This window comes from Streptomyces speibonae, from assembly GCF_984686075.1.
Map to the genome: position 1 here is coordinate 3516328 of NZ_OZ480260.1, position 25769 is coordinate 3542096.

27 protein-coding genes and 2 pseudogenes are annotated in these 25769 nt (G+C 70.6%); 18 read left to right on the forward strand and 11 right to left on the reverse strand.

The genetic code is table 11. The features are described from left to right. Positions 1-187: 187 nt before the first annotated feature. Entirely contained in the window at positions 188-610 is a 423-nt protein-coding gene (locus AC5L3C_RS15760; protein ID WP_319252880.1) for an arsenate reductase ArsC, read from the reverse strand. Positions 611-705: 95 nt separating this feature from the next. Between AC5L3C_RS15760 and AC5L3C_RS15765 the strand changes: the two genes are divergently transcribed. The 3 genes from AC5L3C_RS15765 to AC5L3C_RS15775 all read left to right on the forward strand — a co-directional run bounded on the left by AC5L3C_RS15765 (position 706) and on the right by AC5L3C_RS15775 (position 2844). Next, positions 706-1014 carry an ArsR/SmtB family transcription factor gene (locus tag AC5L3C_RS15765; protein WP_493649533.1) on the forward strand — a complete coding sequence of 103 codons (309 nt, stop codon included), beginning with the start codon at positions 706-708 and terminating at the stop codon, positions 1012-1014. After that, positions 1011-2120 carry an ACR3 family arsenite efflux transporter gene (gene arsB / locus AC5L3C_RS15770; RefSeq protein ID WP_493649534.1) on the forward strand — a complete coding sequence of 370 codons (1110 nt, stop codon included), beginning with the start codon at positions 1011-1013 and terminating at the stop codon, positions 2118-2120. Before AC5L3C_RS15765 ends, arsB begins: the two co-directional genes overlap by 4 nt. A 226-nt stretch (positions 2121-2346) precedes the next feature. Continuing rightward, positions 2347-2844: a hypothetical protein gene (locus AC5L3C_RS15775; protein ID WP_493649535.1), complete on the forward strand. Its 498-nt coding sequence runs from the start codon at positions 2347-2349 to the stop codon at positions 2842-2844. Here the strand turns inward: AC5L3C_RS15775 and AC5L3C_RS15780 are convergent. Then, positions 2836-3882 carry a flavin-containing monooxygenase gene (locus AC5L3C_RS15780; RefSeq protein ID WP_493649536.1) on the reverse strand — a complete coding sequence of 349 codons (1047 nt, stop codon included), beginning with the start codon at positions 3880-3882 and terminating at the stop codon, positions 2836-2838. The genes AC5L3C_RS15775 and AC5L3C_RS15780 overlap by 9 nt on opposite strands. Positions 3883-3928: 46 nt before the next feature. Between AC5L3C_RS15780 and AC5L3C_RS15785 the strand changes: the two genes are divergently transcribed. Then, positions 3929-4276 (forward strand): ArsR/SmtB family transcription factor, encoded by a 348-nt coding sequence (locus AC5L3C_RS15785; RefSeq protein WP_076975681.1) that lies wholly within the window; start codon positions 3929-3931, stop codon positions 4274-4276. 23 nt (positions 4277-4299) lie between these two features. On the opposite strand, the gene AC5L3C_RS15790 is transcribed toward AC5L3C_RS15785, so the two are convergent. Beyond that, entirely contained in the window at positions 4300-4665 is a 366-nt protein-coding gene (locus AC5L3C_RS15790) for an ArsR/SmtB family transcription factor (RefSeq protein WP_493649537.1), read from the reverse strand. 286 nt (positions 4666-4951) lie between these two features. Here AC5L3C_RS15790 and AC5L3C_RS15795 point away from each other — a divergent pair, with 286 nt between their 5' ends. The 3 genes and pseudogenes from AC5L3C_RS15795 to AC5L3C_RS15805 form a co-directional block, all read left to right on the forward strand. Next, positions 4952-6349: an NAD(P)-binding domain-containing protein gene (locus AC5L3C_RS15795; RefSeq protein ID WP_493649538.1), complete on the forward strand. Its 1398-nt coding sequence runs from the start codon at positions 4952-4954 to the stop codon at positions 6347-6349. After that, positions 6346-6489: pseudogene (locus tag AC5L3C_RS15800) on the forward strand (MFS transporter); the annotation flags it as partial. The gene AC5L3C_RS15795 and the pseudogene AC5L3C_RS15800, both read left to right, overlap by 4 nt. A 26-nt stretch (positions 6490-6515) precedes the next feature. Then, positions 6516-6825 (forward strand): annotated as a pseudogene (locus AC5L3C_RS15805) (flavoprotein); the annotation flags it as partial. 195 nt (positions 6826-7020) lie between these two features. Here the strand turns inward: AC5L3C_RS15805 and AC5L3C_RS15810 are convergent. Continuing rightward, a complete protein-coding gene (locus AC5L3C_RS15810) occupies positions 7021-7632 on the reverse strand; it encodes a hypothetical protein (RefSeq protein ID WP_493649539.1) in 612 nt (203 codons plus the stop codon). A 302-nt stretch (positions 7633-7934) separates the two neighbouring features. Between AC5L3C_RS15810 and hemL the strand changes: the two genes are divergently transcribed. The 7 genes from hemL (at position 7935) to ccsB (ending at position 15906) form a co-directional block, all read left to right on the forward strand. Continuing rightward, positions 7935-9251, forward strand: coding sequence for a glutamate-1-semialdehyde 2,1-aminomutase (gene hemL, locus AC5L3C_RS15815; protein WP_493649540.1), 1317 nt, complete (start codon positions 7935-7937; stop codon positions 9249-9251). 50 nt (positions 9252-9301) lie between these two features. After that, entirely contained in the window at positions 9302-9949 is a 648-nt protein-coding gene (locus tag AC5L3C_RS15820; RefSeq protein WP_493653895.1) for a histidine phosphatase family protein, read from the forward strand. A 251-nt stretch (positions 9950-10200) separates the two neighbouring features. Continuing rightward, positions 10201-11475 carry a polysaccharide deacetylase family protein gene (locus AC5L3C_RS15825; protein WP_493653896.1) on the forward strand — a complete coding sequence of 425 codons (1275 nt, stop codon included), beginning with the start codon at positions 10201-10203 and terminating at the stop codon, positions 11473-11475. A 77-nt stretch (positions 11476-11552) separates the two neighbouring features. Continuing rightward, on the forward strand, positions 11553-12212 hold the full coding sequence (locus AC5L3C_RS15830; RefSeq protein ID WP_493649541.1) for a TlpA family protein disulfide reductase: 660 nt from the start codon (positions 11553-11555) through the stop codon (positions 12210-12212). Positions 12213-12228: 16 nt separating this feature from the next. Next, positions 12229-12981 carry a cytochrome c biogenesis CcdA family protein gene (locus AC5L3C_RS15835; RefSeq protein ID WP_411573129.1) on the forward strand — a complete coding sequence of 251 codons (753 nt, stop codon included), beginning with the start codon at positions 12229-12231 and terminating at the stop codon, positions 12979-12981. Positions 12982-12985: 4 nt separating this feature from the next. Continuing rightward, entirely contained in the window at positions 12986-14797 is a 1812-nt protein-coding gene (resB, locus tag AC5L3C_RS15840) for a cytochrome c biogenesis protein ResB (RefSeq protein ID WP_493649542.1), read from the forward strand. Continuing rightward, positions 14794-15906 carry a c-type cytochrome biogenesis protein CcsB gene (ccsB, locus tag AC5L3C_RS15845; RefSeq protein ID WP_493649543.1) on the forward strand — a complete coding sequence of 371 codons (1113 nt, stop codon included), beginning with the start codon at positions 14794-14796 and terminating at the stop codon, positions 15904-15906. Before resB ends, ccsB begins: the two co-directional genes overlap by 4 nt. A gap of 206 nt (positions 15907-16112) precedes the next feature. Here the strand turns inward: ccsB and AC5L3C_RS15850 are convergent, their stop codons facing one another. Further along, positions 16113-16571, reverse strand: coding sequence for a nucleoside deaminase (locus tag AC5L3C_RS15850; protein ID WP_493649544.1), 459 nt, complete (start codon positions 16569-16571; stop codon positions 16113-16115). Positions 16572-16678: 107 nt separating this feature from the next. Here AC5L3C_RS15850 and AC5L3C_RS15855 point away from each other — a divergent pair, with 107 nt between their 5' ends. Next, positions 16679-17443, forward strand: a complete 765-nt coding sequence (locus AC5L3C_RS15855) for a CDP-alcohol phosphatidyltransferase family protein (protein ID WP_493649545.1) — start codon at positions 16679-16681, stop codon at positions 17441-17443. On the opposite strand, the gene AC5L3C_RS15860 is transcribed toward AC5L3C_RS15855, so the two are convergent. The 3 genes from AC5L3C_RS15860 to AC5L3C_RS15870 all read right to left on the reverse strand — a co-directional run bounded on the left by AC5L3C_RS15860 (position 17382) and on the right by AC5L3C_RS15870 (position 21163). Then, the gene (locus AC5L3C_RS15860; protein WP_493649546.1) at positions 17382-18659 is read right to left on the reverse strand and encodes a serine/threonine-protein kinase; all 1278 of its coding nucleotides are present in this window, start codon (positions 18657-18659) and stop codon (positions 17382-17384) included. The two genes, AC5L3C_RS15855 and AC5L3C_RS15860, sit on opposite strands and share 62 nt — an antisense overlap. Before the next feature lie 1233 nt (positions 18660-19892). Beyond that, positions 19893-20741 carry an NAD(P)H-binding protein gene (locus AC5L3C_RS15865; protein WP_493649547.1) on the reverse strand — a complete coding sequence of 283 codons (849 nt, stop codon included), beginning with the start codon at positions 20739-20741 and terminating at the stop codon, positions 19893-19895. Further along, positions 20738-21163: a nuclear transport factor 2 family protein gene (locus AC5L3C_RS15870; protein ID WP_493649548.1), complete on the reverse strand. Its 426-nt coding sequence runs from the start codon at positions 21161-21163 to the stop codon at positions 20738-20740. Before AC5L3C_RS15870 ends, AC5L3C_RS15865 begins: the two co-directional genes overlap by 4 nt. An 86-nt stretch (positions 21164-21249) precedes the next feature. Here AC5L3C_RS15870 and AC5L3C_RS15875 point away from each other — a divergent pair, with 86 nt between their 5' ends. After that, positions 21250-21861 (forward strand): TetR/AcrR family transcriptional regulator, encoded by a 612-nt coding sequence (locus tag AC5L3C_RS15875; protein ID WP_493649549.1) that lies wholly within the window; start codon positions 21250-21252, stop codon positions 21859-21861. Between the two features lie 34 nt (positions 21862-21895). On the opposite strand, the gene AC5L3C_RS15880 is transcribed toward AC5L3C_RS15875, so the two are convergent. The 3 genes from AC5L3C_RS15880 to AC5L3C_RS15890 all read right to left on the reverse strand — a co-directional run bounded on the left by AC5L3C_RS15880 (position 21896) and on the right by AC5L3C_RS15890 (position 24359). After that, positions 21896-23191, reverse strand: coding sequence for a lanthionine synthetase LanC family protein (locus AC5L3C_RS15880; protein ID WP_493649550.1), 1296 nt, complete (start codon positions 23189-23191; stop codon positions 21896-21898). 60 nt (positions 23192-23251) lie between these two features. Further along, positions 23252-23806, reverse strand: a complete 555-nt coding sequence (locus tag AC5L3C_RS15885; RefSeq protein ID WP_493649551.1) for a peptidoglycan-binding domain-containing protein — start codon at positions 23804-23806, stop codon at positions 23252-23254. A 79-nt stretch (positions 23807-23885) separates the two neighbouring features. Further along, entirely contained in the window at positions 23886-24359 is a 474-nt protein-coding gene (locus AC5L3C_RS15890) for a hypothetical protein (protein ID WP_493649552.1), read from the reverse strand. A 355-nt stretch (positions 24360-24714) separates the two neighbouring features. On the opposite strand from AC5L3C_RS15890, the gene AC5L3C_RS15895 reads away from it, so the two are divergent. Together AC5L3C_RS15895 and AC5L3C_RS15900 are read left to right on the forward strand one after the other, a co-directional pair. Then, the gene (locus tag AC5L3C_RS15895) at positions 24715-25080 is read left to right on the forward strand and encodes an ArsR/SmtB family transcription factor (protein ID WP_493649553.1); all 366 of its coding nucleotides are present in this window, start codon (positions 24715-24717) and stop codon (positions 25078-25080) included. A 27-nt stretch (positions 25081-25107) separates the two neighbouring features. Further along, positions 25108-25530: an arsenate reductase ArsC gene (locus AC5L3C_RS15900; RefSeq protein ID WP_493649554.1), complete on the forward strand. Its 423-nt coding sequence runs from the start codon at positions 25108-25110 to the stop codon at positions 25528-25530. Positions 25531-25769: the final 239 nt, after the last annotated feature.

A 25769-nucleotide genomic window follows, 5' to 3' on the forward strand; every position in this document is an offset into this window, starting at 1 on the left:
CAGCTGCCAACCGTGCCGCCCGACGGGCTGGTCGGCGTGTTCGCCCACGTCCTGCCACTCGAGAGGGATCCGCCGACGAAGATGCTGCTGTCGAAGAGCAGGGGCTTGAGCTGGGCGCGGGCGGTTTAGAGGGCGGCGGTGTATCCGGCGGGGCCGGAGCCGATGATGACGACGTCGCGTATCTCGCTCACGCCGTCGCCTCCGGCTTCGCCGGGGCGATCTCGGCGATCAGGCCCTCGACCAGGGTCTTGATCTCGTCGCGGATCGGACGGACGGCCTCGACGCCCTGGCCGGCCGGGTCGTCGAGCTTCCAGTCGAGGTAGCGCTTGCCGGGGAAGACGGGGCAGGTGTCGCCGCAGCCCATGGTGATGCAGACGTCCGACTCGCGGACCGCGTCGATGGTGAGGATCTTCGGCGTCTCCTTGGAGATGTCGATGCCGACCTCGGCCATGGCCTCGACGGCGGCCGGGTTGACCTGGTCGCCCGGGTTGGAGCCGGCGGAGCGGACCTCGACGCGGTCGCCGGCCAGGTGGGTCAGCCAGGCGGCGGCCATCTGGGAGCGGCCGGCGTTGTGGACGCAGACGAACAGGACGGACGGCTTGTCGGCCATGGTGATCGTTCTCTTTCGTCGCATGGCGGAACTCGGCCGCCAATGACTTCAGCCACCGCTGATATCAGCGAGTGGTGATGTGAGAGTATCAGTGCATGCTGACTTCAGTCGATCCTGATGTGATCCGGGTGCTGGGTGATCCGCTCCGCCTGAAGATCGTGACCCTGCTGGCGCGCGAGACGCTGTGCACGACGCACCTGGTCGAGGAGACCGGAGCCAAGCAGACCAACCTGTCCAACCACATGAAGGTGCTGCGCGAGGCCGGGATCGTGGAGACCGAACCCTGCGGCCGCTACACCTACTACAAGCTCAGGCCCGAGGTCCTGGCCGACCTGTCCGAGCAGTTCGCCGAACTCGCCGCCGCCGCCCGTACCGCCGCCGAGAACAAGAGGGCCTGCCCGTGACCTCCACCGAGCCCACCACCTCCGTGCAGACCGGGGGTGGCGACGACTCGATCGTCAAGAAGCTCTCCACCCTCGACCGCTACCTGGCGGTGTGGATCCTCATCGCCATGGCCGTCGGCCTCGGGCTCGGACGGGCCATTCCAGGGCTGAACGACGCGCTGGCGAAGGTGGAGGTCGGCGGTGTCTCCCTGCCGATCGCGCTCGGCCTGCTGATCATGATGTATCCGGTCCTGGCTAAGGTCCGCTATGACAGGCTGGACGCCGTCACCGGCGACCGGAAGCTGATGATCTCCTCCCTGGTCATCAACTGGATCCTCGGACCTGCGGTGATGTTCGCGCTGGCGTGGATCTTCCTGCCGGACCTGCCCGAGTACCGCACCGGCCTGATCATCGTCGGCCTGGCCCGCTGCATTGCCATGGTGATCATCTGGAACGACCTCGCCTGCGGCGACCGCGAGGCCGCGGCCGTGCTCGTCGCGCTGAACTCGGTTTTCCAGGTCCTGGCGTTCGGTCTGCTGGGCTGGTTCTACCTCGACCTGCTGCCCGGCTGGCTCGGCCTCGGCGACGGAGAGCACCTGGACATCTCGATGTGGGAGATCGCCCTGAACGTGGTCATCTTCCTCGGCGTCCCGCTGCTGGCCGGCTTCCTGACCCGCCGGATCGGTGAGCGGAAGATGGGCCGTGGGGGCTACGAACAGCGCTTCCTGCCGAAGATCGGGCCGTGGGCGCTGTACGGGCTGCTGTTCACGATCGTCATCCTCTTCGCCCTGCAGGGCAAGACCATCACCTCCCAGCCCCTGGACGTCGCCCGGATCGCGCTGCCGCTGCTGGTGTACTTCGCGGTCATGTTCTTCGGCACCTTCGTCCTCGGCAAGGGCCTGGGCCTTGCCTACGACCGCACCACCACGCTGGCGTTCACGGCTGCGGGCAACAACTTCGAGCTGGCCATCGCGGTCGCCATCGCGACTTTCGGCGTCACCTCCGGTCAGGCCCTGTCCGGCGTCGTCGGCCCGCTCATCGAAGTCCCGGTGCTGATCGGCCTGGTCTACGTCGCACTGGCCTGGCGTAAGAAATTCGCCGCCCATGCGGTGACGACTGCACCGTGACGCAGCACACGGACGTGGTGGTGGTCGGCGGCGGCCAGGCTGGGCTCGCCGCCGGCTACCACCTGCGCCGCCACCCTGGGTCCGCTTCTACGAGCTGGCCGCCGCCGATGCCGCCGCGCCGGCCAAGGACATCGACACAGAGCTGGTCGGTCCGGGTGGCACGCTGTTCTCCACACCGCGGCTGCCGCAGGCTCCGGCGGGGGCCGACGGTACCCATGCCCACCTCATGATCCGCATCATGCTGGAAGACGTTGCCACCAGCTTCCTGCGCGATTCGGTGGCTGAGGCAGACCGCTTCACGGTGCTGTCCGACTTCGACCGGCTGCCGGTGCCGGCCCGGGCTGAATGGGGTCACCTGCTGTTGGACATGCTCCGTGACGTGCCGGAGGTACCGGATGAGCACTGCAAGTGGCGCTTCCGGCGTCTTCTCGAAGAGGACGGGGCCCGTCAGCTGATCGTGGGCGCGGCCACCCGCTTCGATCCCATCGTCCAGGCTTCCTTCTCCGCGTACGTGCAACTGCGCCACCATGAGGTCACCGCGCGCACTGGCATGGCAGAGGAATCTTCCACGCTCGGAGTCCTGCTCACTCCACGCCACGACGGCGTGCGCCCGTGGGATACCAACGTGGTGCGCGTCCACGGCGACCTGGACCTGTCCGATGAAGAGATCCAGGTCTACAGCGAGGCATGGAACCGTGCGGCCGAGGACGCTGAGTCAGCGTGAGCGACTGAGCCGGGACAGCACGTGCGCGGCATCGCGGCCCACGCCGCGCAAGGTGTTGGAAGAGAAGCTGCGCTGGAACTCGATGCCGACGAACCCGAGCCCGGGAACGGTGGCGATGCCGCCGTGGTGGCGGGGCCGGCCATCGGTGCCCAGGACACCGCTTCCGTTCAGGTAGGGACAGGTGAGGCGGTACCCGGTGGCCCAGATGACCGTACCGACAGGTTCCTTGGCACCGTCGGCCCACACGACACCGTCCGGTGTGAGACGAGCGAACATCTCGCGCCGCTCGATGCCGTGGGTGTCGAGAGCCCTGCGGTAGCGCCCGTCGTCGAGGACGGACACCGGCACCCTCTCCAGCATCCGGCTCAGCGGGGCGATGTCGAACCCGGTGCGCCGGAGCCACCAGTGAATGTCCCGGCCCAGCGGACGCTGCTTCACCCAGCCGATCGGCCGGCGGCTGGCCAGCGTGGTCTCGGCGACCACGCCGAGTTCGGCGGCAATCTGGACGGCCGAGTTGCCGCCGCCCACGACCACGACGCGCCGGCCGGTGAACGGCTCGGAGGTGCGGTAGTCGGCGGCGTGGAGCGACTGCCCGGCGAACTCCTCACAGCCGGGCACGACCGGCGTGTAGGGACTGCGGAAGGCGCCGGTCGCGGCCACGACCGCTCGCGCCGTGAACTCGGCGCCGTCCTCCGTGCACACCATCCAGGCACCGTCGCGCGGCTGCACCGAGGTGACGGTGGTGGAGGTGCGGATGTCGGCGTCGAGCCGGCGGGCGTAGGCGCGCAGGTAGTCGACCACTTCGTCCCTGGTCGGGTAGCGGTCGCCGTCACCGGGGAAGCGCATGCCGGGCAGCGACGAGTACCGGGCGGGAGAGAACAGGGTGAGGCTGTCGTAGTAGCGGGGCCATGACCCGCCGACCTGGTCGGCCGACTCCAAGACGAGCGCACGCGCGAAACCGTGGCGGGGCGCGAGTGCGGCGGTGGCCAGACCGGACTGGCCGGCGCCGAGAACGATGAGGTCGGCGTGGGGCTCCATGAGAACCTTCTCCTGTAAGCGTCGTCGTTTCGGGAAGTGACGAAATATGAGTCGCGGATCAGCCGAGGAAGTGGCAGGTGGCGGTGCGGGCGAGGGGGTCGACCCGGCGACGGCCGACTTCCTCAAGGCCCTGGCGAGCGAGACCCGCCAACTGGTCATGCAGCAGTTCGCGGGCAGTCGCGAACTGACTGTCGGAGAGATCGCCGAGCGGTGCGGCCTCAAGCCGTCAACGGCCTCCGAGCACCTGAGCCTCCTGCGGCGCGGCGGCCTGGTCCTCTCCCGCAAGGAGGGCAAACAGGTCTTCTACCGCGCCGACGGCGCCACCATGGCTCACCACCTGGACGCCCTCAAGGCATACCTGCTGCGCTGCTGTCCGCTCGGCTGCGGCGCCTGACCGCAGCCCGGCTCGGGCAGCGGTCAGCCGCGCAGATCGAGCATCGCGGCCATGGCCGCCACCACCGGCGGTGCGACCTGGTAGTAGACCCAGGTGCCGCGCCGCTCGGAGGTCAGCAGGCCGGCCTCGCGCAGCTTCTTCAGGTGGTGGGACACGGTCGGCTGGGACACGCCGACGTCGGCGATGTCGCACACGCACGCCTCCCCGCCCGGATGCGAGGCGATCCTGGAGAACAGGCGCAGGCGCACCGGGTCCGACAGCGCCTTGAACATGGCGGCCATCTTCTCCGCGTCCGCCGGGGACAGCTCCCCGGCGGTGATCGGCGGGCAGCACGGTACGACATCCCCGTCCTGCAGGACAGGGAGTTCCACGGCCTCTGATTTCGACATGTGTCTATGTTGACACTCGTCGATACGGGTGGCAAGCTCCGAGGCGTAGACACGTATCGACAGACATCGAAACAGGGAGTCGTCGTGGCCACCACCCTCCGTACTGCGCTCACCGCGGCCCGAGCCCGTCGCACCGCCCGCCACCTGGCCGGCGTCAGCTTCTGCGACAGCTGCGCTCAGGTCAGCGACAGCGCCGCCCGGGCGGCCGAACGCCGGCAGCACACTCAGCCAACCGCCCTCACGCACGCGCGCTGACCCCCTTCGCCCTTCAAGGAGATCGAGCATCATGAGCACCCAGCAGCTCCCTGTCGTCGTCATCGGGGCCGGCCCCGTCGGGCTCGCCGCCGCCACCCACCTCGTTGAGCGCGGCATCGAGCCCCTCGTCCTGGAAACGGGCGGCCGTGCCGGTGCGGCCGTGCGTGAATGGAGCCACGTGCGCCTGTTCTCCACCTGGGGCGAGGTCGTCGACCCGGCCGCCGAGAAGCTCCTCGCCCCCACGGGCTGGATCCGCCCCGACCCGGCGACGTACCCGACCGGCGGAGACTGGGCCGAGCAGTATCTGCAGCCGCTCGCCGACGTCCTCGGCGACCGGGTGCGCACCGGGGCCACCGTCACCGGTGTTTCCAGGACCGGCCGCGATCGGATTGTCGACGCCGACCGGGAGCAGCAGCCGTTCGTGGTGCACGTCGAGTACGCCGACGGCCGCGAGGACCGCGTCTTCGCCCGCGCGGTGATCGACGCCTCCGGTACCTGGGCCACGGCCGGCCCGGCCGGCGGCAGCGGTCTGCCCGCGCTCGGCGAGAGGGCGGCGGCCGACCGGATCACCTACCGCGTACCGGATCTGAAGGACCCGGCCGTCCGCGCCCGGTACGCGGGTAAGCACACGGCCGTCATCGGCTCAGGTGCCTCCGCCTTCACCGCGCTCGCGTACCTCGCCGAGCTGGCCGAGTCCGAGGGCGGTACGGGCACGCACGCGGTGTGGATCCTGCGCCGCGGCATCTCCGGCTCCACCTTCGGCGGCGGCGCCGCCGACCAACTGCCCGCCCGAGGAGCCCTCGGCCTCGCCGCGAAGGCTGCTGTCGACAAGGGGCACGCGGACGCGGTCACGGGCTTCCGTACCGAGGCGTTCGAACGCGACCGTGACGGCCGCCTGGTCCTGGTGGGCGAGGACGGACGCCGCCTCGACCCGGTGGACGAGGTGATCGTGCTGACCGGCTTCCGCCCCGACCTCTCGTTCTTGGACGAGCTGCGCCTGGGCCTGGACGAGCGTCTTCAGGCTCCAGTGGAACTGGCCCCGCTGATCGACCCGAACCAGCACTCCTGCGGCACCGTCTACCCGCACGGTCACCGCGAGCTCTCCCACCCCGAGCAGGGCGTCTACCTGGTCGGCATGAAGTCCTACGGCCGCGCGCCCACCTTCCTGGCCATGACCGGCTACGAGCAGGTCCGCTCCGTCGCCGCGGCCGTCGCCGGCGACATCGAGTCCGCCGACCGCGTGGAACTCACCCTCCCTGAGACCGGGGTCTGCGGCGGTGCGGGCCTGTTCGACACCCCGGACGCCCAGCAGACCGAAGGTGACGGATGCTGCGCTGCCCCGGAACCGCAGCTCGTCACGCTCGTCGCGCCCGCGGCGGTGGGCACGGCTGCCGAGGAAGCACCGGCGGGCGGCTGCTGCGGCTCGTGACCGGCCTCAACACCCGCGACAGCGGGGCCGCGACCGGAACAGGGGACCGGTCGCGGCCCCGCGCCGCCCTACCTACCTTCTGCCTGACGCAGATCGTGAGCTGGGGCATCGTCTACTACGCCTTCCCCGTCCTCGTTCCGCTTCTCATGGAACGCGGCTACACGACCCTGCGGATGCGATCGCGGTCGCCCCGGCGACCTTCAACACGGTCAACAAGTGGGCCGCGGGGATCTCGGACAACCTCGCGCTGGGCATCCTGTGCGAGGCGCCCGCCATGGGCGTTCCGGTCGCCGTGCCTGAACTCCGCCCAGGCCGCCCATCCTGCATACCGCCGGAGCCCGGACGTGCTGCGGGAGATGGGCGTCCTCATCGGCTCCTACGAGCCTCACCGGCCGAAGCCGGGCGGCGGTGCCGACCGCTACCGCTGGGAGGAAGTGCTGGAGCTGCTTGCCCCGAGGCTGCCCGCAGGGTCGTGATCAGCGCCGATGTGCTCGCGGCGAGTTCCTCGGCCACTCGGCCCCGGGCTTCACGTTCCGGACGTACACCCACTGCTGCCGTCCAGCGAGAGCCGGACCCTCAAGGCGGTCGACGGTGCCTTCACCGGCGCGGAGCCGCCGGAAACCGGAAGGGCGAGGCCCGAAGGCCCCGCCCGGGTGTCGCGAAGCCCCGGCTCAGGGCCATACCAGGCAGTACGCCTGGTGGCCGGCCTCGTGCAGGCGGTGGCTGAAGTCCTGCCACTCGTGGAGCAGCTGGTACACGTTGAACGCGTCACGCGGGCCGCCCCGGTCCGGGACCGTGGACCAGATGAAGGCGGCCGCGCCGACCGCCTCCTCGCCTATGCCGCGCAGGGGGTCGACGACCGTCATGGGGAGCTTCACGACCGCGTAGTCGGGGTGCAGGACGACCAGTTCCAGGGGCGGGACCTTGTGCAGGGGGACGCCCTCGATGCCCGTGAGGACCATCGCGGCCATCGTCTCCGGCTTGATCTTGGTGAACATGCCGTTCATCCCGAGCTCGTCGCCGCCGAGTTCCTCGGGGCGCATCGAGATCGGGACGCGGGCCGCGGTGGCGCCGTCCGGCGCGCCGAAGTACTTGTACGTCACCCCCACCCGACCACCATTCCTGCTCTCCGCCCCCCTCAGCGGGCCGGTCCGCTCCGGCTCGCCATGGGTCCGAGGCGTCGTCTCGTCCGTCTCCTCCGCCTCGCGCCGGTGCCTTCCCCGCCGGGCACGTCGAGGACCCAGGTCGTCAGTCCCCTCGCCCAGTCCGCCACCGCGATGCATATCTCCACCCGACTGCTTTTCTAGGACGCGTGGCCCCGCCGCGCAACCCGATCATCGTGTCAGTGACCTCCCCCACGGCCGCCCGCCGAAACGTGCGGTGAACCATCTTGTCCGCGGGATCTTCGCAGCCTCCGGCCGCCCGGCCGTATGAGCTGTGTGTATCAGACGACAGTTTCGCAGATCACGCGGGATCGGGGGCCGGATGCGCGAGGCCCGCCCTGGCCTACCCTGAGACGAGTCACACGCACCCGCAGCCCGGCGAGATCCCGGGACGTCGGAGAAGGTCGGAGAAGTCGCAGGTCATGAGCGAACTGCCATATTCGTACGAAGCCCCAGCCTCGCAGGCGCTGTTCGATCGTGCCGCGGCCGTCACTCCCGGTGGTGTGAACTCACCGGTGCGTGCCTTCCGCGCCGTCGGCGGCACGCCCCGGTTCATGGTGTCCGGCGCCGGACCCTGGCTCACCGACGCCGACGGCCGTGAGTACGTCGACCTCGTCTGCTCGTGGGGGCCGATGATCCTCGGGCACGCGCACCCCGAGGTGATCGCCGCCGTGCAGGAGGCCGTCGCCCGCGGTACGTCCTTCGGCACGCCCGGTGAGGGCGAGGTCGCGCTCGCCGAGGAGATGGTCGCCCGGATCGAGCCGCTGGAGCAGGTGCGGCTGGTCTCCAGCGGGACCGAGGCCACCATGTCGGCGATCCGCCTCGCGCGCGGCTTCACGCAGCGCACCAAGGTGATCAAGTTCGCCGGGTGCTACCACGGCCACGTCGACTCGCTGCTCGCCTCCGCCGGGTCCGGGCTGGCCACGTTCGCGCTGCCCGACACCCCCGGCGTCACCGGCGCCCAGGCCGGCGACACCATCGTGCTGCCGTACAACGACCTCGACGCCGTGCACGCCGCGTTCGCCGCGCACCCCGGTGAGATCGCCTGCGTGATCACCGAGGCCTCGCCCGGCAACATGGGCGTCGTACCGCCGCTGCCCGGTTTCAACCAGGGTCTCAAGGACGCGTGCGCGGCGAACGGCGCGCTGTACGTCTCCGACGAGGTGATGACGGGCTTCCGGACCAGCCGCGCCGGGTGGTACGGCGTCGACGGCGTCCGTCCCGACCTGATGACCTTCGGCAAGGTGATGGGCGGCGGCTTCCCGGCCGCGGCCTTCGGCGGGCGCGCCGACGTGATGGCGCACCTCGCCCCGGCCGGGCCCGTCTACCAGGCCGGCACCCTCTCGGGGAACCCCGTCGCCACCGCCGCCGGGCTGGCCCAGCTGCGCCTGCTCGACGACGCCGCGTACGAGAAGGTGAACGCCGTCTCGGCGCAGATCCAGGCGCTCGTCGCCGAGGCGCTGGCCAAGGAGGGGGTGGCGCACACGCTGCAGAACGCCTCCAACATGTTCTCGGTGTTCTTCACCGACCGCCCGGTGCGCAGCTACGAGGACGCCAAGGCGCAGGAGTCGTTCCGCTTCACCGCGTTCTTCCACTCCCTGCTCGAGAACGGCGTGTATCTGCCGCCGTCGGCCTTCGAGTCCTGGTTCGTGTCCACGGCCCACGACGAGCGGGCCGTCCAGCGCATCGCCGACGCCCTCCCGGCGGCGGCCCGAGCGGCAGCGGAGGCGACCGCGTGAGTACTGAGGAGAAGCACCGCGAGAACGAGGACATCACCGTCGTCCATCTGATGCGGCACGGCGAGGTCGACAACCCCGACGGCATCCTCTACGGCCGCCTCGCCGGCTACCACCTCTCCGAGCTGGGCCGCCGCATGGCCGACCGGGTGGCCGAGCACCTCGCGTCCCGCGACATCGTCCATGTCGGCGCCTCCCCGCTGGAGCGGGCGCAGGAGACGGCCGAGCCGATCGCCAAGGCGCACGGGCTGGACATCGTCACCGACGAGCGGCTGCTCGAGGCGGAGAACGTCTTCCAGGGCAAGACCTTCGGCATCGGGGACGGCGCGCTGCGCCGCCCGGCCAACTGGAAGCATGTGGTCAACCCGTTCAAGCCGTCCTGGGGCGAGCCGTACGTCGACCAGGTCGTCCGCATGACGGGCGCGCTGAACGCGGCCAAGGACGCGGCGCGCGGACACGAGGCGGTGCTGGTCAGCCATCAGCTGCCGATCTGGGTCGTACGGTCCTACGTCGAGAAGCGGCGGCTGTGGCACGACCCGCGCAAGCGGCAGTGCACGCTCGCCTCGCTGACCTCCTTCACCTACCGGGGGGATCGCATCGTCTCCGTCGGTTACAGCGAGCCGGCCCGCGATCTGGTGCCGAAGCATCTGCTGGCGGGCGCCAAGCCGGTGAAGGGGAAGGGCAAGGCCTTCGGGGCGTGAGACCAGGGCACCTTCGGGGCGTGAGACAAGGACGCCTTCGGGGCGTGAGACAAGGACGCCTTCGGGGCGTGAGACAAGGACGCCTTCGGTGCTCAACGCCCGTACGCCCGGCCCGGTAACGGCCTGACGCCGATTCGTTGCCAAATCTTCGCACTTGACGGGAACCTCCCGGTCCGTCACGTCCTCTGAATGAGTGACCACCAGAGGACGTGACGAAGGGGGGCGCCATGCGTGCTCTCTCCCGCAGGGGAATGCTCGGGCTCGGCGCGGGTGCCGCTGCCGCCGTCTCGCTGGCGGGCTGCGGCGGCGGCGACACAGACTCCGACGGTTCCACCCCCGGGAACGGTTCCGGCAAGGGGGGTGACGGCGGGTCCGGGAAGCCGAAGCCGACGAAGACGGCCCGTCCGATCGGTGACGGGTCCACCTCCTTCACCGGCAAGCAGCCCCACCAGCCGGAGGCGCCCGTGCCGCTGGAGCCGGGTCAGGAGCCCCCGCAGTTCGTCGTCTTCTCCTGGGACGGGGCCGGCGAGGTCGGCAACGGGCTCTTCCCCCGGTTCCTGGACCTCGCCAAGGAGCACGGCGCGTCCATGACCTTCTTCCTCTCGGGGCTGTATCTGCTTCCCGAGTCCAAGAAGCGGCTCTACGACCCGCCGAACAACCCGCGCGGCGCCTCCGACATCGGCTACCTCACCGACGGGCACATCAAGGACACGCTGAAGAACCTGCGCCGCGCCTGGCTCGAGGGCCACGAGATCGGCACGCACTTCAACGGCCACTTCTGCGCCGGCTCCGGCAGCGTCGGCAACTGGACGCCGCAGCAGTGGCGCAACGAGATCGACCAGGCCAAGTCCTTCGTGAAGGAGTGGCGCACCAACTCCGGGTGGACCGACCTGGAGTCCCTGCCGTTCGACTACGACAAGGAGCTCGTCGGCGGCCGCACGCCCTGTCTGCTCGGCCAGGACAAGCTGCTGCCCACCGCCCGTGAGCTCGGCTGGCGCTACGACGCCTCCTCGCCCGGCGGACGGCAGGTCTGGCCCTCGAAGAAACAGGGCATATGGGACCTTCCGCTCCAGCAGATCCCGTTCCCCGGGCGCTCCTTCGAGGTCCTGTCGATGGACTACAACATGCTCGCCAACCAGTCCCTCAACACGACCAAGGCGCCCGCCCACAACTACCCTGCCTGGCGCAAACAGGCCGCCGGGGCGTACATATCCGGCTTCAAGCGCGCATACGAGTCGAACCGGGCGCCGTTCTTCGTCGGCAACCACTTCGAGGAGTGGAACGGCGGCATCTACATGGACGCCGTGGAACAGGCGCTCAAGCACATCGCACGGGAGAAGGAGAAGGGCGGCGACGTGAGGATCGTCTCCTTCCGGCAGTTCACCGACTGGCTCGACGTGCAGAAGCCGGAGATCCTCGACAAGCTCCGCACCCTGGAGGTCGGCCAGGAACCGGCCGGTGGCTGGAAGGCCTTCACCAAGGACGCTGGCGCCGGCGCCGGAACGGAGTCCGGCAACCCCGCCTGATATGCGGGTATCCGGCCGCGCGTGAGCGCGCAGGGGGGTGCGCAAGATCCCCGGAACGGACATGCGAAACTTTTCACATGAGTGCCGCACGCCGCGCCCCCCAGCGCTCGAACCGGGCCCCGCAGAGCTCGCACCGCGCCACCCGCGCCGTCCGCGTCCGCCGTCGCGCCGGCCTGGCCGCCGGTGCCGCCGCGGCCGCGCTGGTCGTCTCCGCCTGCGGCTCCGGCGGCACGTCGGGCGGCGGCGGTGACACCGGCTACGTGGCCGGATCCGACGGCATCGCCACCGTGGCGAAGGGCAGCCGCGCCGACGCCCCCGACCTGTCCGGCAAGACCGTCGACGGCGACCGGCTCGCCGTCGACGACTACAAGGGCAAGGTCGTCGTCGTCAACGTGTGGGGCTCCTGGTGTCCCCCCTGCCGCGCCGAGGCCAAGAACTTCGAGAAGGTGTACCAGGACCTCAAGGACGAGGGCGTCCAGTTCGTCGGGATCAACACCCGTGACGCCACCGTCGGTCCGGCCCGCGCCTTCGAGGAGGAGCAGGGGGTCACCTACCCGAGCCTGTTCGACCCGGCCGGCAAGCTGATGCTCCGCTTCGAGAAGGGCACCCTCAACCCGCAGGCCGTTCCCTCCACCCTCGTCTTCGACCGGGAGGGGAAGATCGCCGCGCGCTCGCTCCAGGCACTCAGCGAGGAGAAGCTGCGCAAGATGATCGACCCGGTCCTCGCGGAGAAGTGACGTGACCGCAGTGTCCATGCTGGCCGCCGACCCCGGCGAGACGGTACGCAGCGGGGCGCTGCTGCTCGCCCTGCCCATCGCCGTGCTCGGCGGGCTCGTCTCCTTCTTCTCGCCCTGCGTGCTCCCGCTGGTCCCCGGCTATCTCTCCTATGTCACCGGCGTCTCCGGCACCGACCTGGCGGAGGCCCGGCGCGGCCGCATGGTGGCCGGCGCCTCACTGTTCGTCCTCGGCTTCACCGCCGTGTTCGTCTCCGGCGGCGCCTTCTTCGGCTACTTCGGACAGAACCTCCAGGAACAGTCGGACGTCCTGTCCAAGGTGCTCGGCGTCTTCATGATCCTCATGGGTGTCTTCTTCATGGGCCTGATGCCCTGGCTCACCCAGCGCGAGTTCCGCTTCCACCGGCGGCCGGCGACCGGGCTGGTCGGCGCCCCCGTCATCGGCGCCCTCTTCGGCATCGGCTGGACCCCCTGCATCGGTCCGACGCTCGCCTCCGTCACGGCCCTGTCGTTCAACGAGGCCACCGCCGGCCGCGGCGCGCTCCTCACGGTCGCGTACTGTCTCGGCCTCGGCGCGCCGTTCGTACTCACGGCCGTCGCCTTCCGCAAGGCGCTCGGCGCCTTCGGCTGGGTCAAGCGCCACTACACCTGGGTGATGCGCATCGGCGGCATCATGATGATCGCGACCGGACTGCTGCTGCTGACCGGAGTGTGGGACATCATCGTGCAGCACATGCAGACCTGGTCCAACGGCTTCACTGTGGGGATCTGATCCGATGAGCAACACCACGACAGACAACGCCCCGAAGGCCGGTGACGACCAGGACCTCGGCGCCGCCGGCTCCCAGCTGTCCACCGCGCCCAAGGAGGAGCAGCCCAACCTGCCGTCCCTGGGCCTCATCGGCTGGGCCCGCTGGTTCTGGCGGCAGCTCACCTCCATGCGGGTCGCGCTGCTGCTCCTGCTGCTGCTGTCGCTCGGCGCGATCCCCGGCTCCCTCATCCCGCAGACCGGCATCGACGAGACGAAGGTCGCCGCCTTCCGCGAGCAGCACGACGTCCTCGCGCCGGTCTACGACAAGCTCGGGCTCTTCAACGTCTACAGCTCGGTGTGGTTCTCCGCGATCTACATCCTGCTGTTCATCTCCCTCATCGGCTGCATCGTGCCCCGCACCTGGCAGTTCGTGGGCCAGCTGCGCGGACGCCCGCCGGGGGCGCCACGCCGGCTGACCCGGCTGCCCGCGCACACCACCTGGCGCACCGACGCGGAACCCGAGCAGGTCCGCGAGGCCGCCCTGGCCCTGCTCCGCGGGCGCCGCTTCCGGGCCCATGTCGTCGGTGACGCCGTCGCCGCCGAGAAGGGCTATCTGCGCGAGGTCGGCAACCTGGTCTTCCATGTCGCGCTGATCGTCATGCTGATCGCCTTCGCCTGGGGGCAGCTCTTCAAGTACGAGGGCAACAAGCTGATCGTCGAGGGCGGCGGCTTCGCCAACACCCTCACCCAGTACGACGACTTCCGCTCCGGGAACCTGTTCACCGAGGACGACCTGGACCCGTTCAGCTTCGACCTCGTGGACTTCAAGGCGACGTACGAGCCGACCGGGCCGAACCGGGGCACCCCGCGGACGTACGAGGCGGACCTCACCTACAGCGTCGGCGCCTACGGCGACGAGCGGAGGACCACCGTCAAGGTCAACGAGCCGCTGGAGATCGACGGCTCGAAGGTGTACCTCGTCAGCCACGGCTACGCGCCCGTCCTCACCGTGAAGGACGCGAGCGGCAAGGTGGTCATGGACAAGGAGGCCGTCGCCCTGCTGCCGCTCGACGGCAACGTGACCTCCTCCGGCGCCGTCAAGGTCATGGACGGCTACCGCAACGCCGACGGGGAGCGGGAGCAGCTCGGCTTCAACGCCTTCTTCCTGCCCACGTACGGCGGTGAGGGCAGCACGATGCTCTCCGTCTTCCCGGCGCTGATCAACCCGATGCTCGCGCTCTCCGCCTACCACGGTGACCTCGGCGTCGACGCGGGCACCCCGCAGAGCATCTACCAGCTCGACAAGACCAACATGGAGGAGTTCAAGGACTCCGACGGCAAGCTGTTCAAGAAGCAGCTCGCCCTCGGGGAGACCATGACCCTCCCGAACGGCGCCGGCACCGTGACCTTCGAGGGCGTCAAGGAGTGGGCCGGCTTCCAGATGGTCCAGGAGCCGGGCGGCGGCTGGGCGCTGGGCGGTGCGGTCGCCGCGATCGCCGGGCTCGCCGGCTCCCTGTTCATCCAGCGCCGCCGCGTGTGGGTGCGCGCGGTGCGCGGCGCCGACGGCGTCACCGTCGTCGAGATGGCCGGACTCGGCCGCAGCGAGTCCGCGAAGGTCCCCGAGGAACTGGGCGACCTCGCCGGACTCCTCTACGACAAGGCACCGGGGGCGCCTGAAGCCGAGGGCTCGGAGGAGTCGGACGGCTCCGGCGGCTCCGACGGCTCCGACGAGTCCGGCCGCACTGACCGGACCGCCCCCAAGACCACCGGATCCACCGACACCGACACCGACACCGACACCGAAGCCGTACCTGCCGAAGGGGCTGAGCAGCAGTGACTCTCGCCGCCGCGAACAACGAGAACCTCGCGGAGATCAGCAACGTACTGATCTACTCCGCGATGGCGATCTACACCCTCGCCTTCTTCGCGTACATCGCGGAGTGGCTCTTCGGCAGCCGCAGCAAGGTCGGCCGTACGGCCGCGGCGCTCACGCCGAAGGCGGACACGGTGCGGACGGCACCGGCCGTCACCGTCAACAAGGGCGGCGGCACCGCCGTACTGGAGCGGCCCACGGTCGTCGTACGCGCCTCGAGCGGTTCCCGTGACGTGCCCGACGGGCCCGGGGCGCACGGCGGGGACGAGCAGGGCGACCTCTACGGACGTATCGCCGTCTCCCTCACCGTGCTCGCGTTCCTCCTCGCGCTCGGCGGTGTGCTCACCCGGGCGCTGTCCGTGGAGCGGGCGCCGTGGGGCAACATGTACGAGTTCAACATCACGTTCTCCACCACCGCGGTCGGGGTGTACCTCCTGCTGCTGGCGCTGAAGAAGAACGTGCGCTGGATCGGCCTGTTCCTGACCACCTCGGTCCTCCTCGATCTCGGTCTCGCCGTCACTGTCTTGTACACCGCCAGCGACCAGTTGGTTCCCGCCCTTCACTCGTACTGGCTGTACATCCACGTCTCCACGGCGATCCTGTGCGGCGCGGTCTTCTACGTCGGCGCGATCACCACGGTGATGTACCTGTTCAAGGACTCCTACGAGAACAAGCTCGCGAGCGGCGGCAGGCCCGGCAGCTTCGCGACCTCGTTCCTGGAGCGGCTGCCCGCCTCCTCCTCCCTGGACAAGTTCGCCTACCGCGTCAACGCCGCCGTGTTCCCGCTGTGGACGTTCACGATCATCGCGGGCGCCATCTGGGCCGGTGACGCGTGGGGCCGCTACTGGGGCTGGGACCCCAAGGAGACCTGGTCCTTCATCACCTGGGTCGCCTACGCCTGCTACCTGCACGCCCGCGCGACGGCCGGCTGGAAGGGCCGCAAGGCCGCCTACCTGGCGCTGGGCGCCTTCGCGTGCTGGCTGTTCAACTACTACGGCGTCAACATCTTCGTCTCCGGCAAGCACTCCTACGCCGACGTCGGCCTGGGTGTGCTCCAGTCGGCCGGCTTCTGACCCACCGGGCTCCGCGCGCGGGCCGGTCTCCCGCGACCTCCGGGTCATGGGAGGCCGGCCTGCGGCGTGTCACCATCAGCAGTCCGGCCTCCCGGCCGACCAGCAGGGGCACGGTCTGACACCAGAGCTCGAACGGCTCCGGCGACGAAAGTGCTCACCTGCTGGCGGCCACTCATCGAGTCTCACTCATGACCCGATGAGCCCCATTAGGCGCCGATGTCCTCGTTCCACAGCTGTGGATGACGCGCGATGAACTCCCGCATCAGCGCGACGCACTCCGGATCGTCCAGCAGCACGATCCGCACGCCGTGCTCCGCCAGCCAGTCGTGCCCGCCCTGGAAGGTGACGGCCTCGCCGATCACCACGCGGGAGATGCCGAACTGCCGGACCAGGCCGGAGCAGTACCAGCACGGGGACAGCGTCGTCACCATCGTCGTGCCCCGGTACGACCGCTGCCGTCCCGCCGCGCGGAAGGCGGCGGTCTCCGCGTGGGCCGACGGATCGCCGTCCTGCACGCGGCGGTTGCGGCCCCGGCCGAGCAGCGTCCCGTCGGCGCCGTACAGCGCGGCGCCGATGGGGATCCCGCCCTCCGCGAGCCCCGCGCGGGCCTCCGTCAGGGCCGTGGCGAGCCAGGCGCGTGCGGTGGCCGGATCGAGTGCGTCCATGCGCCCAGTGTCCCCTGCCGGCGGCCCCCGCCGGGCGCGCCGCACCGCCTCGGTACGCTGACCCGATCGCCGCCGCGCGGACGGCGGTTGGGCCTGGGAGGAACGACATGGGTGCTCCGGTTCTGGAGGAGCTGCGGGAGGTCTGCCAGCCGCAGGCCAAGATGGCGAGCCGCAACGGCGAGCACTGGGCCGGCCGGCTCTACATGCGCAGGATCTCCCTGCGCACCACCCGCCATCTGGTGCGTACCCCGGTCACCCCCGACCAGCTCACCTGGACCATGGTGGTGTGCGGGGTGGCCTCGGGCGCCGCGCTGATGATCCCGGGCCTGACCGGCGCGATCCTCGCGGTCGTCCTCATGCAGCTGTTCCTGCTCTTCGACTGCGTGGACGGCGAGGTCGCCCGGTGGAAGGGCCAGAACAGCGCGGCCGGCATCTACGTCGACCGGCTCGGCGCCTATCTCGCCGACGCGGCGCTGATGGCGGGCGCCGGCTACCGCGCCGCCGAGTCGGGCGCCGGCGGCTGGCTGTCGGTCGGCATCGCCACCGCCCTCGGTGTGGTCCTGCTCAAGGCCTCCACCGACCTGGTGGATGTCGCCCGCGCCCGCCGCGGTCTGACCGTCGCCGACGACGAGTCGACCCGCCCCCGCTCCCAGGGTGTCGCCACGGTCCGCCGCGTCGCCGCCGCCTTCAAGATCCACCGCGTGACCAACGGCATCGAGGCGTCCCTCGTCCTCCTCGTCGCGGCCGTCGCCGACGCGCTGACCGACAGCCTCGACTCGACCCGCTGGGCCCTCGGCGCGCTCGCCGTCATCACCTGGGTGATGGTCCCGGCCCACCTGCTGTCGATCCTGTCGTCGTCCCGCCTGCGCTGAGGGCGCGCCGGGGCGGGACGGCACCCACGATGTCCTGGAGCAGGGCGTAGTACCGCGCGGGCCGGTACTCGAAGTCGACCCATGCGGCCAGCCCCGCCGGGTCGCCGTCCGTCCCCCGCAGCAGATCGACCGACACCTGCCGGAAGCGTTCGGCCACGCCGTCCCGGTCCGCCTTAAGCAGCAGTGCGCGCAGTTCGGCCACGGCGGCGCGTACCCCCTGACGCTGCTCACGGTCCGCGTCCAGGGCCCGCCGCCACCCGGCGGCGGGCGCGGCCCCGGCGAGGTGCAGCTCCAGCCGGGCGGCCAGCCGCCTGCCCTCCTCGGCCGTGCGGCGCGCGGCCGGGCCGGCCTCGACCAGCACCCACAGCGCGGTCAGCAGCGCCGCGGAGCGCGAACCGGGCGGGGTCGCCTCCAGCCGTACCACCGTGTTGTCGCGCACGTCGTCGGCCTTGCGCCGGGCGGCGGTCCACAGCTTCTCGGCCGTGCGCCGTCCCGCGCCGGACGCCTCCGCCACACCGTGCGGTCCGGCGTCGAGCACATCCTGGACGCTGCGCAGGCCGTGGCGTTCCAGGTCCTTCACCGGCAGGAGCACCAGGCCGGTCCACCGCAGCCTCGCGACCGGGATCCGTTCCAGGCGCTCGCGCACGGCTTCCTCGTACAGTGGCGCCCAGGCGTCCCGGACCGCCCGCACGGCCCGCGCATGGTCCTCGGCGACCCCGGCGGCGAGCCGGTGCAACCGCTCGGCGAGGCGGACGACGCCCGGGCGGACGCCGGTCAGCCGGAACAGGGAGCGGATGTTCCCGCCGAGGACACCGACGGTGGTCAGGAGCATTCCGAACCCCACCAGCACACCGGACATCTCCATCCACCGGTCGCCGTGCCGGTCCCGCTCCGGCGAATACAGCTCGCCCTTGTGCACGCCCTCGGCGACCACCCGGCCCACCTCCCAGCCGATGGAGGTACCGGGCCGGTAGTGCGGCGCCTTGAGGATCTCGCTCCGCTCCGGGTCGCAGAGGTACGGGGCCTGGTGCCTGCCGGACCCGTACGGATCGGTCCACTCGACGGTGCACGTCCCGTCGGGCCGTTCGCCCAGGACGGTCAGCTCGACCTGCTCCAGTTCGGGGCGGTCCGGGGCCGCGAGGAGGACGGCGATCGAACAGGTGATCAGCACCAGACCCGCGGACACGACCCACCGGAAGAACGGCACATGCTTCATCCGGGCCCCCGTCTGTCGCCCCGTCGCGGCTCGGCTCGTGACGGGCCCTCACTGTCTCGGAGGCGTATCCGCGCCGACAACGACGCGATCCGGCAGCCGCACGGCTCCGGGCCCTTCCTGTCCCCGGCAGCGGCAGCCGCACGCGGTCGCGGGCCGGTCGCGGGCCGGTCGCGGAAACCTCCGAGACCGATACTTCATACTCATACTCCTCAACACCCCCATAAATAAAGGGAGTTGAGCCGTCGACTGTCGGCCCGCTCCGAGCTCGGTGACACCTACCGGAAGGATCACACGAACGTGCACGACTTACGCAGGCCCACCAAGGCCCGGACGACACCGCATGCCGCCGGACCCGAGGCGATGCCCCTCACCGGTATGGCCGCGCTCCGGCAGCGCGCGGGGAACGCGGCGGCGACCCGCTGGGTGCAGCGCCAGACGGGCGCCCTGGACGAGCACTACGCCACGCGACCCACGGAGCACCCCGAGTGGGAGACGTACCAGAAACTGACGCAGGCCGCGGGCATCCCCAAGGACGAGGCCGAAGCCGCCTGGCAGCTCCTGCTCGGCGGGGTCGACTCCCAGCCCGCGCTGAACGCCGAGGCCGCGGCGCGAACGAGCGACCGTCAGAAGCAACGGGGAGATCCGTGCGACGAATACGTGGTACCACGAGTTCGTCAAGCTCATGACCAAGCATCTGGAGCTCGAGACGCCCACCATGGCCCTGTGGGCGGGCGGCGACGGTGTCAGCGAGTACGCGCACTCGCGGGGCCACACACCGCTGGCGGTGACCCGGATCGGCAGGGTGCTCAACGTCCTGACGCTGCACCCGGACTGGAAGCTGACCGGGCCGATGTGGAACGTCCTGTCGAAGGCCTTCGTGAACCTCGCCACCGGCCCCGTCCACATCTTCGTGCGGGCCTACGAACCGGACAGCATCCTCATCCGCCTGGAGGTCCCCGAGCTCCACCTGGTCCAGCGGCTGAACCCGGACGTGGAGATGATCTGGCATCCCCTGTACACCGGGCCGGACGGGCGGACGAGGGAGATCTCCCCCCGACTGCCGACTCGTCGACAACGCGGAGTACGACGGCCGCGACAAGTGCGTGAGCGTCCTGTTCCGCTACCTCCGCCAGTTCCACGACCGCGGCAACAAGGAAGCCGCCCCCGCCCACAAGAGCATGGAGCGGATCCTCACGGAGAACGGCCACAAGGACGGTGTCTAGGCCCCGGACATCAGCTACTGCATCGCATCTCCCTCTCGAGGAGGGCCCGGAAGGTGCCCGGCGGCCGGCCGGTGAGGCGCTGGACGGTGTCGGTGACGCGGTCCTCCGCCCCTTGGGCGATGGCACGGTCCAGGCCGGCCAGTATGGCGGCGAACTCCACCGGCACCTGCGCCGTGAGGTGATCGCGCATCTGCTCGTAGGACAGACGGCGGTGGACCACGGCCCGGCCCGTGACCTCGGTGACGATCGTGGCGATGTCGTCGTAGCCGAGTGCCTCGGGCCCGGTGAGGACGAGATCGGTGTTGGGGGTCTGCTCGTCGGTCAGCGCGCGGACGGCCACGGCCGCGATGTCCTCGGCGTCGACGAAGCCGACCCGGCCGCTGCCGGTGGCGGTCCGGATGACGCCCTCGTCGCGGATGCTGCGGGCGTGCGCGTGCGTGCCGGTGAAGTTCTGCATGAACCACGAGGGCCGCAGCACCGCCCACTGTTCGAACAGACTGGGCAGGGCCTGGTGCACCGCTCCCACCGCCGGGCCGCCCTCAGGAATGGCCGAGGAGCTCAACAGCACCGCGCGGTGCACGCCGGCGGTGCGGGCCCGACGCAGAAACGGGAGCATGATCGCCGCGGGGTCGGAGTCGCCCACGGGCGGTATGAGGTGGACGCGGTCGACGCCGTCGAGGGCGGCCGCGTGGGTGGCGGAGTCGTACCAGTCGAAGGAGACCGGCTCGGCACCGGCGACCGGGGTGGCACGGCGACTGGCGGCTCTGACGCGGTGGCCCGCGGCCGTCAGTTGCGCGGCGGTGCGGCTGCCGGTGGTGCCGGTGGCGCCGATGACCAGAGTGGTGCCGGCGCCGGTCATCGGCTGCTCCCGGTGAAGTCGGCGGCGGGCTCCTGGACGGCGAGGGGGTTCCAGTAGTCGCGGTAGGAGATGAGGTGCCCGTCCCGAACGGTCACGACGGCGATGTAGGTCATGTCGAAGGGAGCGCCGCTCTGCACCAGGCGGCCGACGCCGCGCATCTCGACCACGATGGTCTCCGGGTCGGTGGTCTCGTGGATCCGCAGGTCGGGGAAGTCGTGCAGGTCGATGTGGTCGGGGTAGTGGCGCATGTAGGCGGCGACGGCCTCCTTGCCCTCCAGACGGCGGGGCCAGCCGTCTGGGGCGAAGGGGAACTCCATGAGGCCGTCCTCGGCCCACAGGGCGACCCACGCGGGGATGTCCTTGTCGAGCAGCAATCGCAGGCTGTGGCGGTACAGGTCCGCCGGGGAGGTGGGTGCGGACATGGGTATCCTCCAGTCGTAGAATCCGGACCTTGGGTCCGCTTCGACGATACGGACCCCGGGTCCGTTTTGCAAAGGGAGGGAGCGGCATGCCCGAACGCCAGTCGTCCCGCAAGGACGCCATCCGCAACCGGGAGGCCGTGCTCGCGGCCGCCGACGCCCTCTTCACCCGCCGTGAGAGTCCCGAGGACGTCACCATGGCCGACGTCGCGGCCGCGGCCGGCGTCGGCAAGGGCACGCTCTTCCGTGCCTTCGGCGATCGCGCCGGACTGCTCCGCGCGCTGTACGAGGCACGGCTCGAACCCATCAGGCAGGCCGTCGAGACCGGCCCGCCGCCCCTGGGACCCGCGACCCCACCGCACGCGCGCGTACCCGCCCTGCTCGACGCCGCCCTGTGCTTCAAACTCGACAACCGGCGCCTCGCGCTGGCGCTGGAGGAGGGCGGGAGCAGCAGCCCGTACCGGGCGGAACACTACGAGCGGTGGCACAGCCTGCTGCGAGCCGTACTGGAGCAGATCCCCGGCCTGGACGACAGCGACTTCACCGCCCACGCCCTGCTCGCCGCCACACGAGCCGACCTCGTCGAGCACCTGGCCGGAGAAGAGCGCGTTCCGCGGGAGACGATGCGGGCCCAGTTGGCGAACTACGTCACCAGAGTCCTGGCCTCGGGCCCACTGCAGGTGCCGCCCATCGAGAAGTGACCGAGGATGGGGCGGGTCCTTGCAGCTCCCGGGCTCACGTGCACGGCATCCCGCGCGACAAGGTGTCGGCTCGAGTGAGCACCGGGGGCTGGTCCGGCCAGGCGAACGCGTACCGGGGATCGCCCGCTCGGTTCAGCCGTACGAAGCGCAGGAGTTCACGGACGATGCCCGCGTTGCCCATCGCCCAGCCGGTGCGCGGTTCGAGGCCGCTCGGGGTGGCCCGGTGCTCGACGTTGGACCAGCGGGCGCCGTCGGTGTCCCGGATCGCGCGGGCGGCCAGGTCCGCGACGAGGACGTGGGCGAAGTCGTACGCGTCCTGCTGTTCGGCAATCCGGTCGCAGGCCAGGGCGAGGACGCCCGCAGTTCCGCAGCAGCGGCCGTTGTTGTCCCAGAAGCCGGGGCGCAGCCGCCGGGGCAGGCCGGAGTGGGTGACCGTGTGCCAGCAGCGGTCGGCGAGGGCGGACCAGGCGCCGTCGGCCGTGACGTCCCGCAGCAGCCGGAAGACCTGGGCGTCGCCTGCCGGGCCGTGGCACCAGCCGTAGCTGATGGGCTCGATCACATCGGGGCGGTACTGCGGCGTGGAATGCAGCACCAGGAAGCCCTCCGGCCCCGCCTCGTCACGCGCCACGACGTCCGCGGCACCCGCCAGCGCCAGCTCGAGAAGGTCCGCGCGGCCGGTGGCCCGGCCGATCCGGGCAAGCGCCAGGACGATGCCGAGCGTGCCGTGCGAGATGTGGTGCAGACGGGATTCGATGCCCGTGCGGTGGGCCCACTGGACGCCGTTCGGGGTCTGCTCCGCCGCCCGCAGATACGGCTCCACGGCGAGGACGGCCAGTTCGGCGTCGCCGGCCAGCAGTGCCCCGAGGCCGATCCCCGCGTTGCCACCCATCAGCTCGAACAACTCGCCCCAGCGGGTTCCGTCGAACCGTGAGCGCACGAGTCCCAGCGCGCGGTCCGCGGCGGTGCCGGCGGCCTTGTCGCCGAGTTCGTCGTGAACGGCCCGCAGGACGAGCGCCATTCCGGTGCGCCCGAAGTAGAGGGAGTCGTCGCCGGTGCCCTCGACGAAGGCCGCGAGGCCGCGGGCCGCGCGCAGGGCGGCATCGGCGTAGGAGTCGTCACCGAAATGCCGCCACGCCTCCAGGAGCACGGGGACGTTCCCGGCCGTACCGCTGTAGAGCATCGGGTCGAGTTCGTCGTCCGAGGGCCCGCTCGTCCAGGCGAGACTTCCGTCGGCCGTTTCCCGCGCCGTCGAGGTCAGCCACCGCAGCCCGTCCACGGCGAGCCCCTCGACCTCGTCGACCGCCACGACCGTGGCCTCCGGTGCCGTCATGGGCCCACTCTCGCATGAGCTTCCGTAGAGCGGGTCCACATCGCGCCGGAGAGTGCCCGGTCAGAAATCGCAGGTCCGGTAGTTGTAGCCGGCGAACCACCAGTCGCCGGTCCCGTCCCCGAAGCGATATTTCCCGTCTTCGTCGCGCGCCAGGGTGAAGGAGCGGTACCTGCCGTTGTACGCCACCACCAGGAACTGGCCGGAAGCTTCGCTGCCCGACATGTAGGAGAGCCGGTTGTCGGCATTGCCCCAGGTGTTCTTGCCGGCGCTTCCGTCGGCGGACGCGGCCCCCATGAAGTGGCGTTGCCAGTCGGCGGTCGCGGTCGCGGTCCTGCTTCCGAAGATGCCGTCGATGTCTGCGGTGGACGTGAGGTAGCCGTCCGCCCACAGGATTTGCTGCCACATGCAGGTGGCGTTGGAGCTGGTGTTGTGGGTGGTGTCCGTGACGCCTTCGTCACCCCAGTCGTCGGTGTAGGTGCCGGCGCCGTAGATGTAGGCGAGGCCGCTGTAGTTCCCGGATGCGGAGGCGGGCGTGGTGCTCAGTGCCAGGGTGGCGGCGGTCAGCAGTCCGACCGCGGATGCGGCGAGCTTGATCCGCTTGAAGCGTGAACTCATGAATCCCCCAGAATCCGGCTTCCCTTGGGAGCCAAGCAGGTGAGTGGCGCACACGTGTCGCCGTCGGTATCCCGCAGGTTCAGTGCCACGTTCCTTCACACTCGACGATCTGCCCCCTGGAGTTGGCGTGACAGGCCCGTGCCGCGACCTTGCGGGTGGGGTATCGCGCCATCCAGTTCGCGCTGTGCTGGGGGAGCGATTCGAGGTAGGAGCAGTCGAGGGCGCCACCGACGGGCCGGTAGTGCCAGTGGCCTGCCCAGTGGCCGGGACTCTCGGAGATCTCGTAACGGATCTGGACAGCCGCGCAGTGGCCGTCGGTCTTCCTGTCCCACACCTTGCTGTGGACCCAGACCTCACCGTTGGCCTGCCAGTAGATGTCCGTCTCCTGCTCCACACCACCGACATAGCTCTTCGCGGTCCGGTGTGCCCATCCCGCGGGCGCGCCCTGGGTGGTCTTGGCCCAGTCGTTGGTGCTGTGTGCCGAGGCCGGCGTGGTGGTGATCAACACCATGCTGAAGGCCGCGCCCAGCAGCCCGAGTACGCGTCGCTTCACTGACTCCCCCTTGAATGTCGCCGCCACGTGGCGTCGGTCTCGCGGAGAGTCTGGCGTGCGCGGGCCATCTCGGCGTCAACCCCGGGTTGGGCTTCGGGTAAACCTCCGCGGTAGCCGAGAGGTACGCCGGCGCGATCTCCTCCGGCTGTGCGACCCGTGCGAGCGGGCCCTCGGTGCCCAGGTGGGCCGCGTTGTGCCGGTGGTCAGCCGCAGCATCCGCCGGCGTCGGTCTGCCCGCTCTCGGGGGTGGTGGTGCGTCGGGCTGGGGCCACGAGCACCTTCTTGATTCGACGTTCGTCGATGCCGCTTCGCTTCGGAGCTTGCCACCCGTATCGACGAGCGCCAACATAGACACATGTCGAAATCAGAGGCCGTGGAACTCCCCGTCCTGCAGGACGGGGATGTCGTGCCGTGCTGCCCGCCGATCACCGCCGGGGAACTGTCCCGGGCGGACGCGGAGAAGATGGCCGCCATGTTCAAGGCGCTGTCGGACCCGGTGCGCCTTCGGCTGTTCTCCAGGATCGCCTCGCATCCGGGCGGGGAGGCGTGCGTGTGCGACATCGCCGACGTCGGCGTCTCGCAGCCGACGGTCTCCCACCATCTGAAGAAGCCGCGCGAGGCCGGCCTGCTGACCTCCGAGCGGCGCGGCACCTGGGTCTACTACCAGGTCGCACCGCCGGTGGTGGCGGCCATGGCCGCCATGCTCGATCTGCGCGGCTGACCGCGAGCGACGGGAGAAACGATCACCATGGCCGACAAGCCGTCCGTCCTGTTCGTCTGCGTCCACAACGCCGGCCGCTCCCAGATGGCCGCCGCGTGGCTGACCCACCTGGCCGGAGACCGCGTCGAGGTCCGCTCGGCCGGCTCCGCCCCCGGCGAGCAGGTCAACCCGGCCGCCGTCCGGGCCATGGCCGAAGTGGGCATCGACATCTCCGGGGAGACGCCGAAACTGCTCACCGCCGACGCGGTCCGCGAGTCGGACGTCTGCATCACCATGGGCTGCGGTGACGCCTGCCCCGTCTTCCCCGGCAAGCGCTACCTGGACTGGAAGCTGGAGGACCCCGCCGGCCAGGGCGTCGAGACCGTCCGTCCCATACGCGACGCGATCAGGACCTTGGTCGAGGGGCTGATCGCCGAGATCGCACCGGCGGAGGCGGAAGGGACGCCCTGAGCGGGGTGCGCGAGGTCGCGTGAGCCCGGGGGTGCGCGAGGTCGCGTGAGCCCGGGGGTGCGCGAGGTCGCGTGAGCCCGGGGGGTTCGGGCGGACAGGTTCGACGCCGGGTGCGGTGGGCGCACGTTCGGCTGGTCCGGTGGAGGGAACCGTTCCGTTCGGGGGTGCGAGCGGTGGCCGGTGAGGAGCGGCCGTGAACAGACTGAGGGTCGCGTCCGAGCTCGTCGCCTGAACCGGGG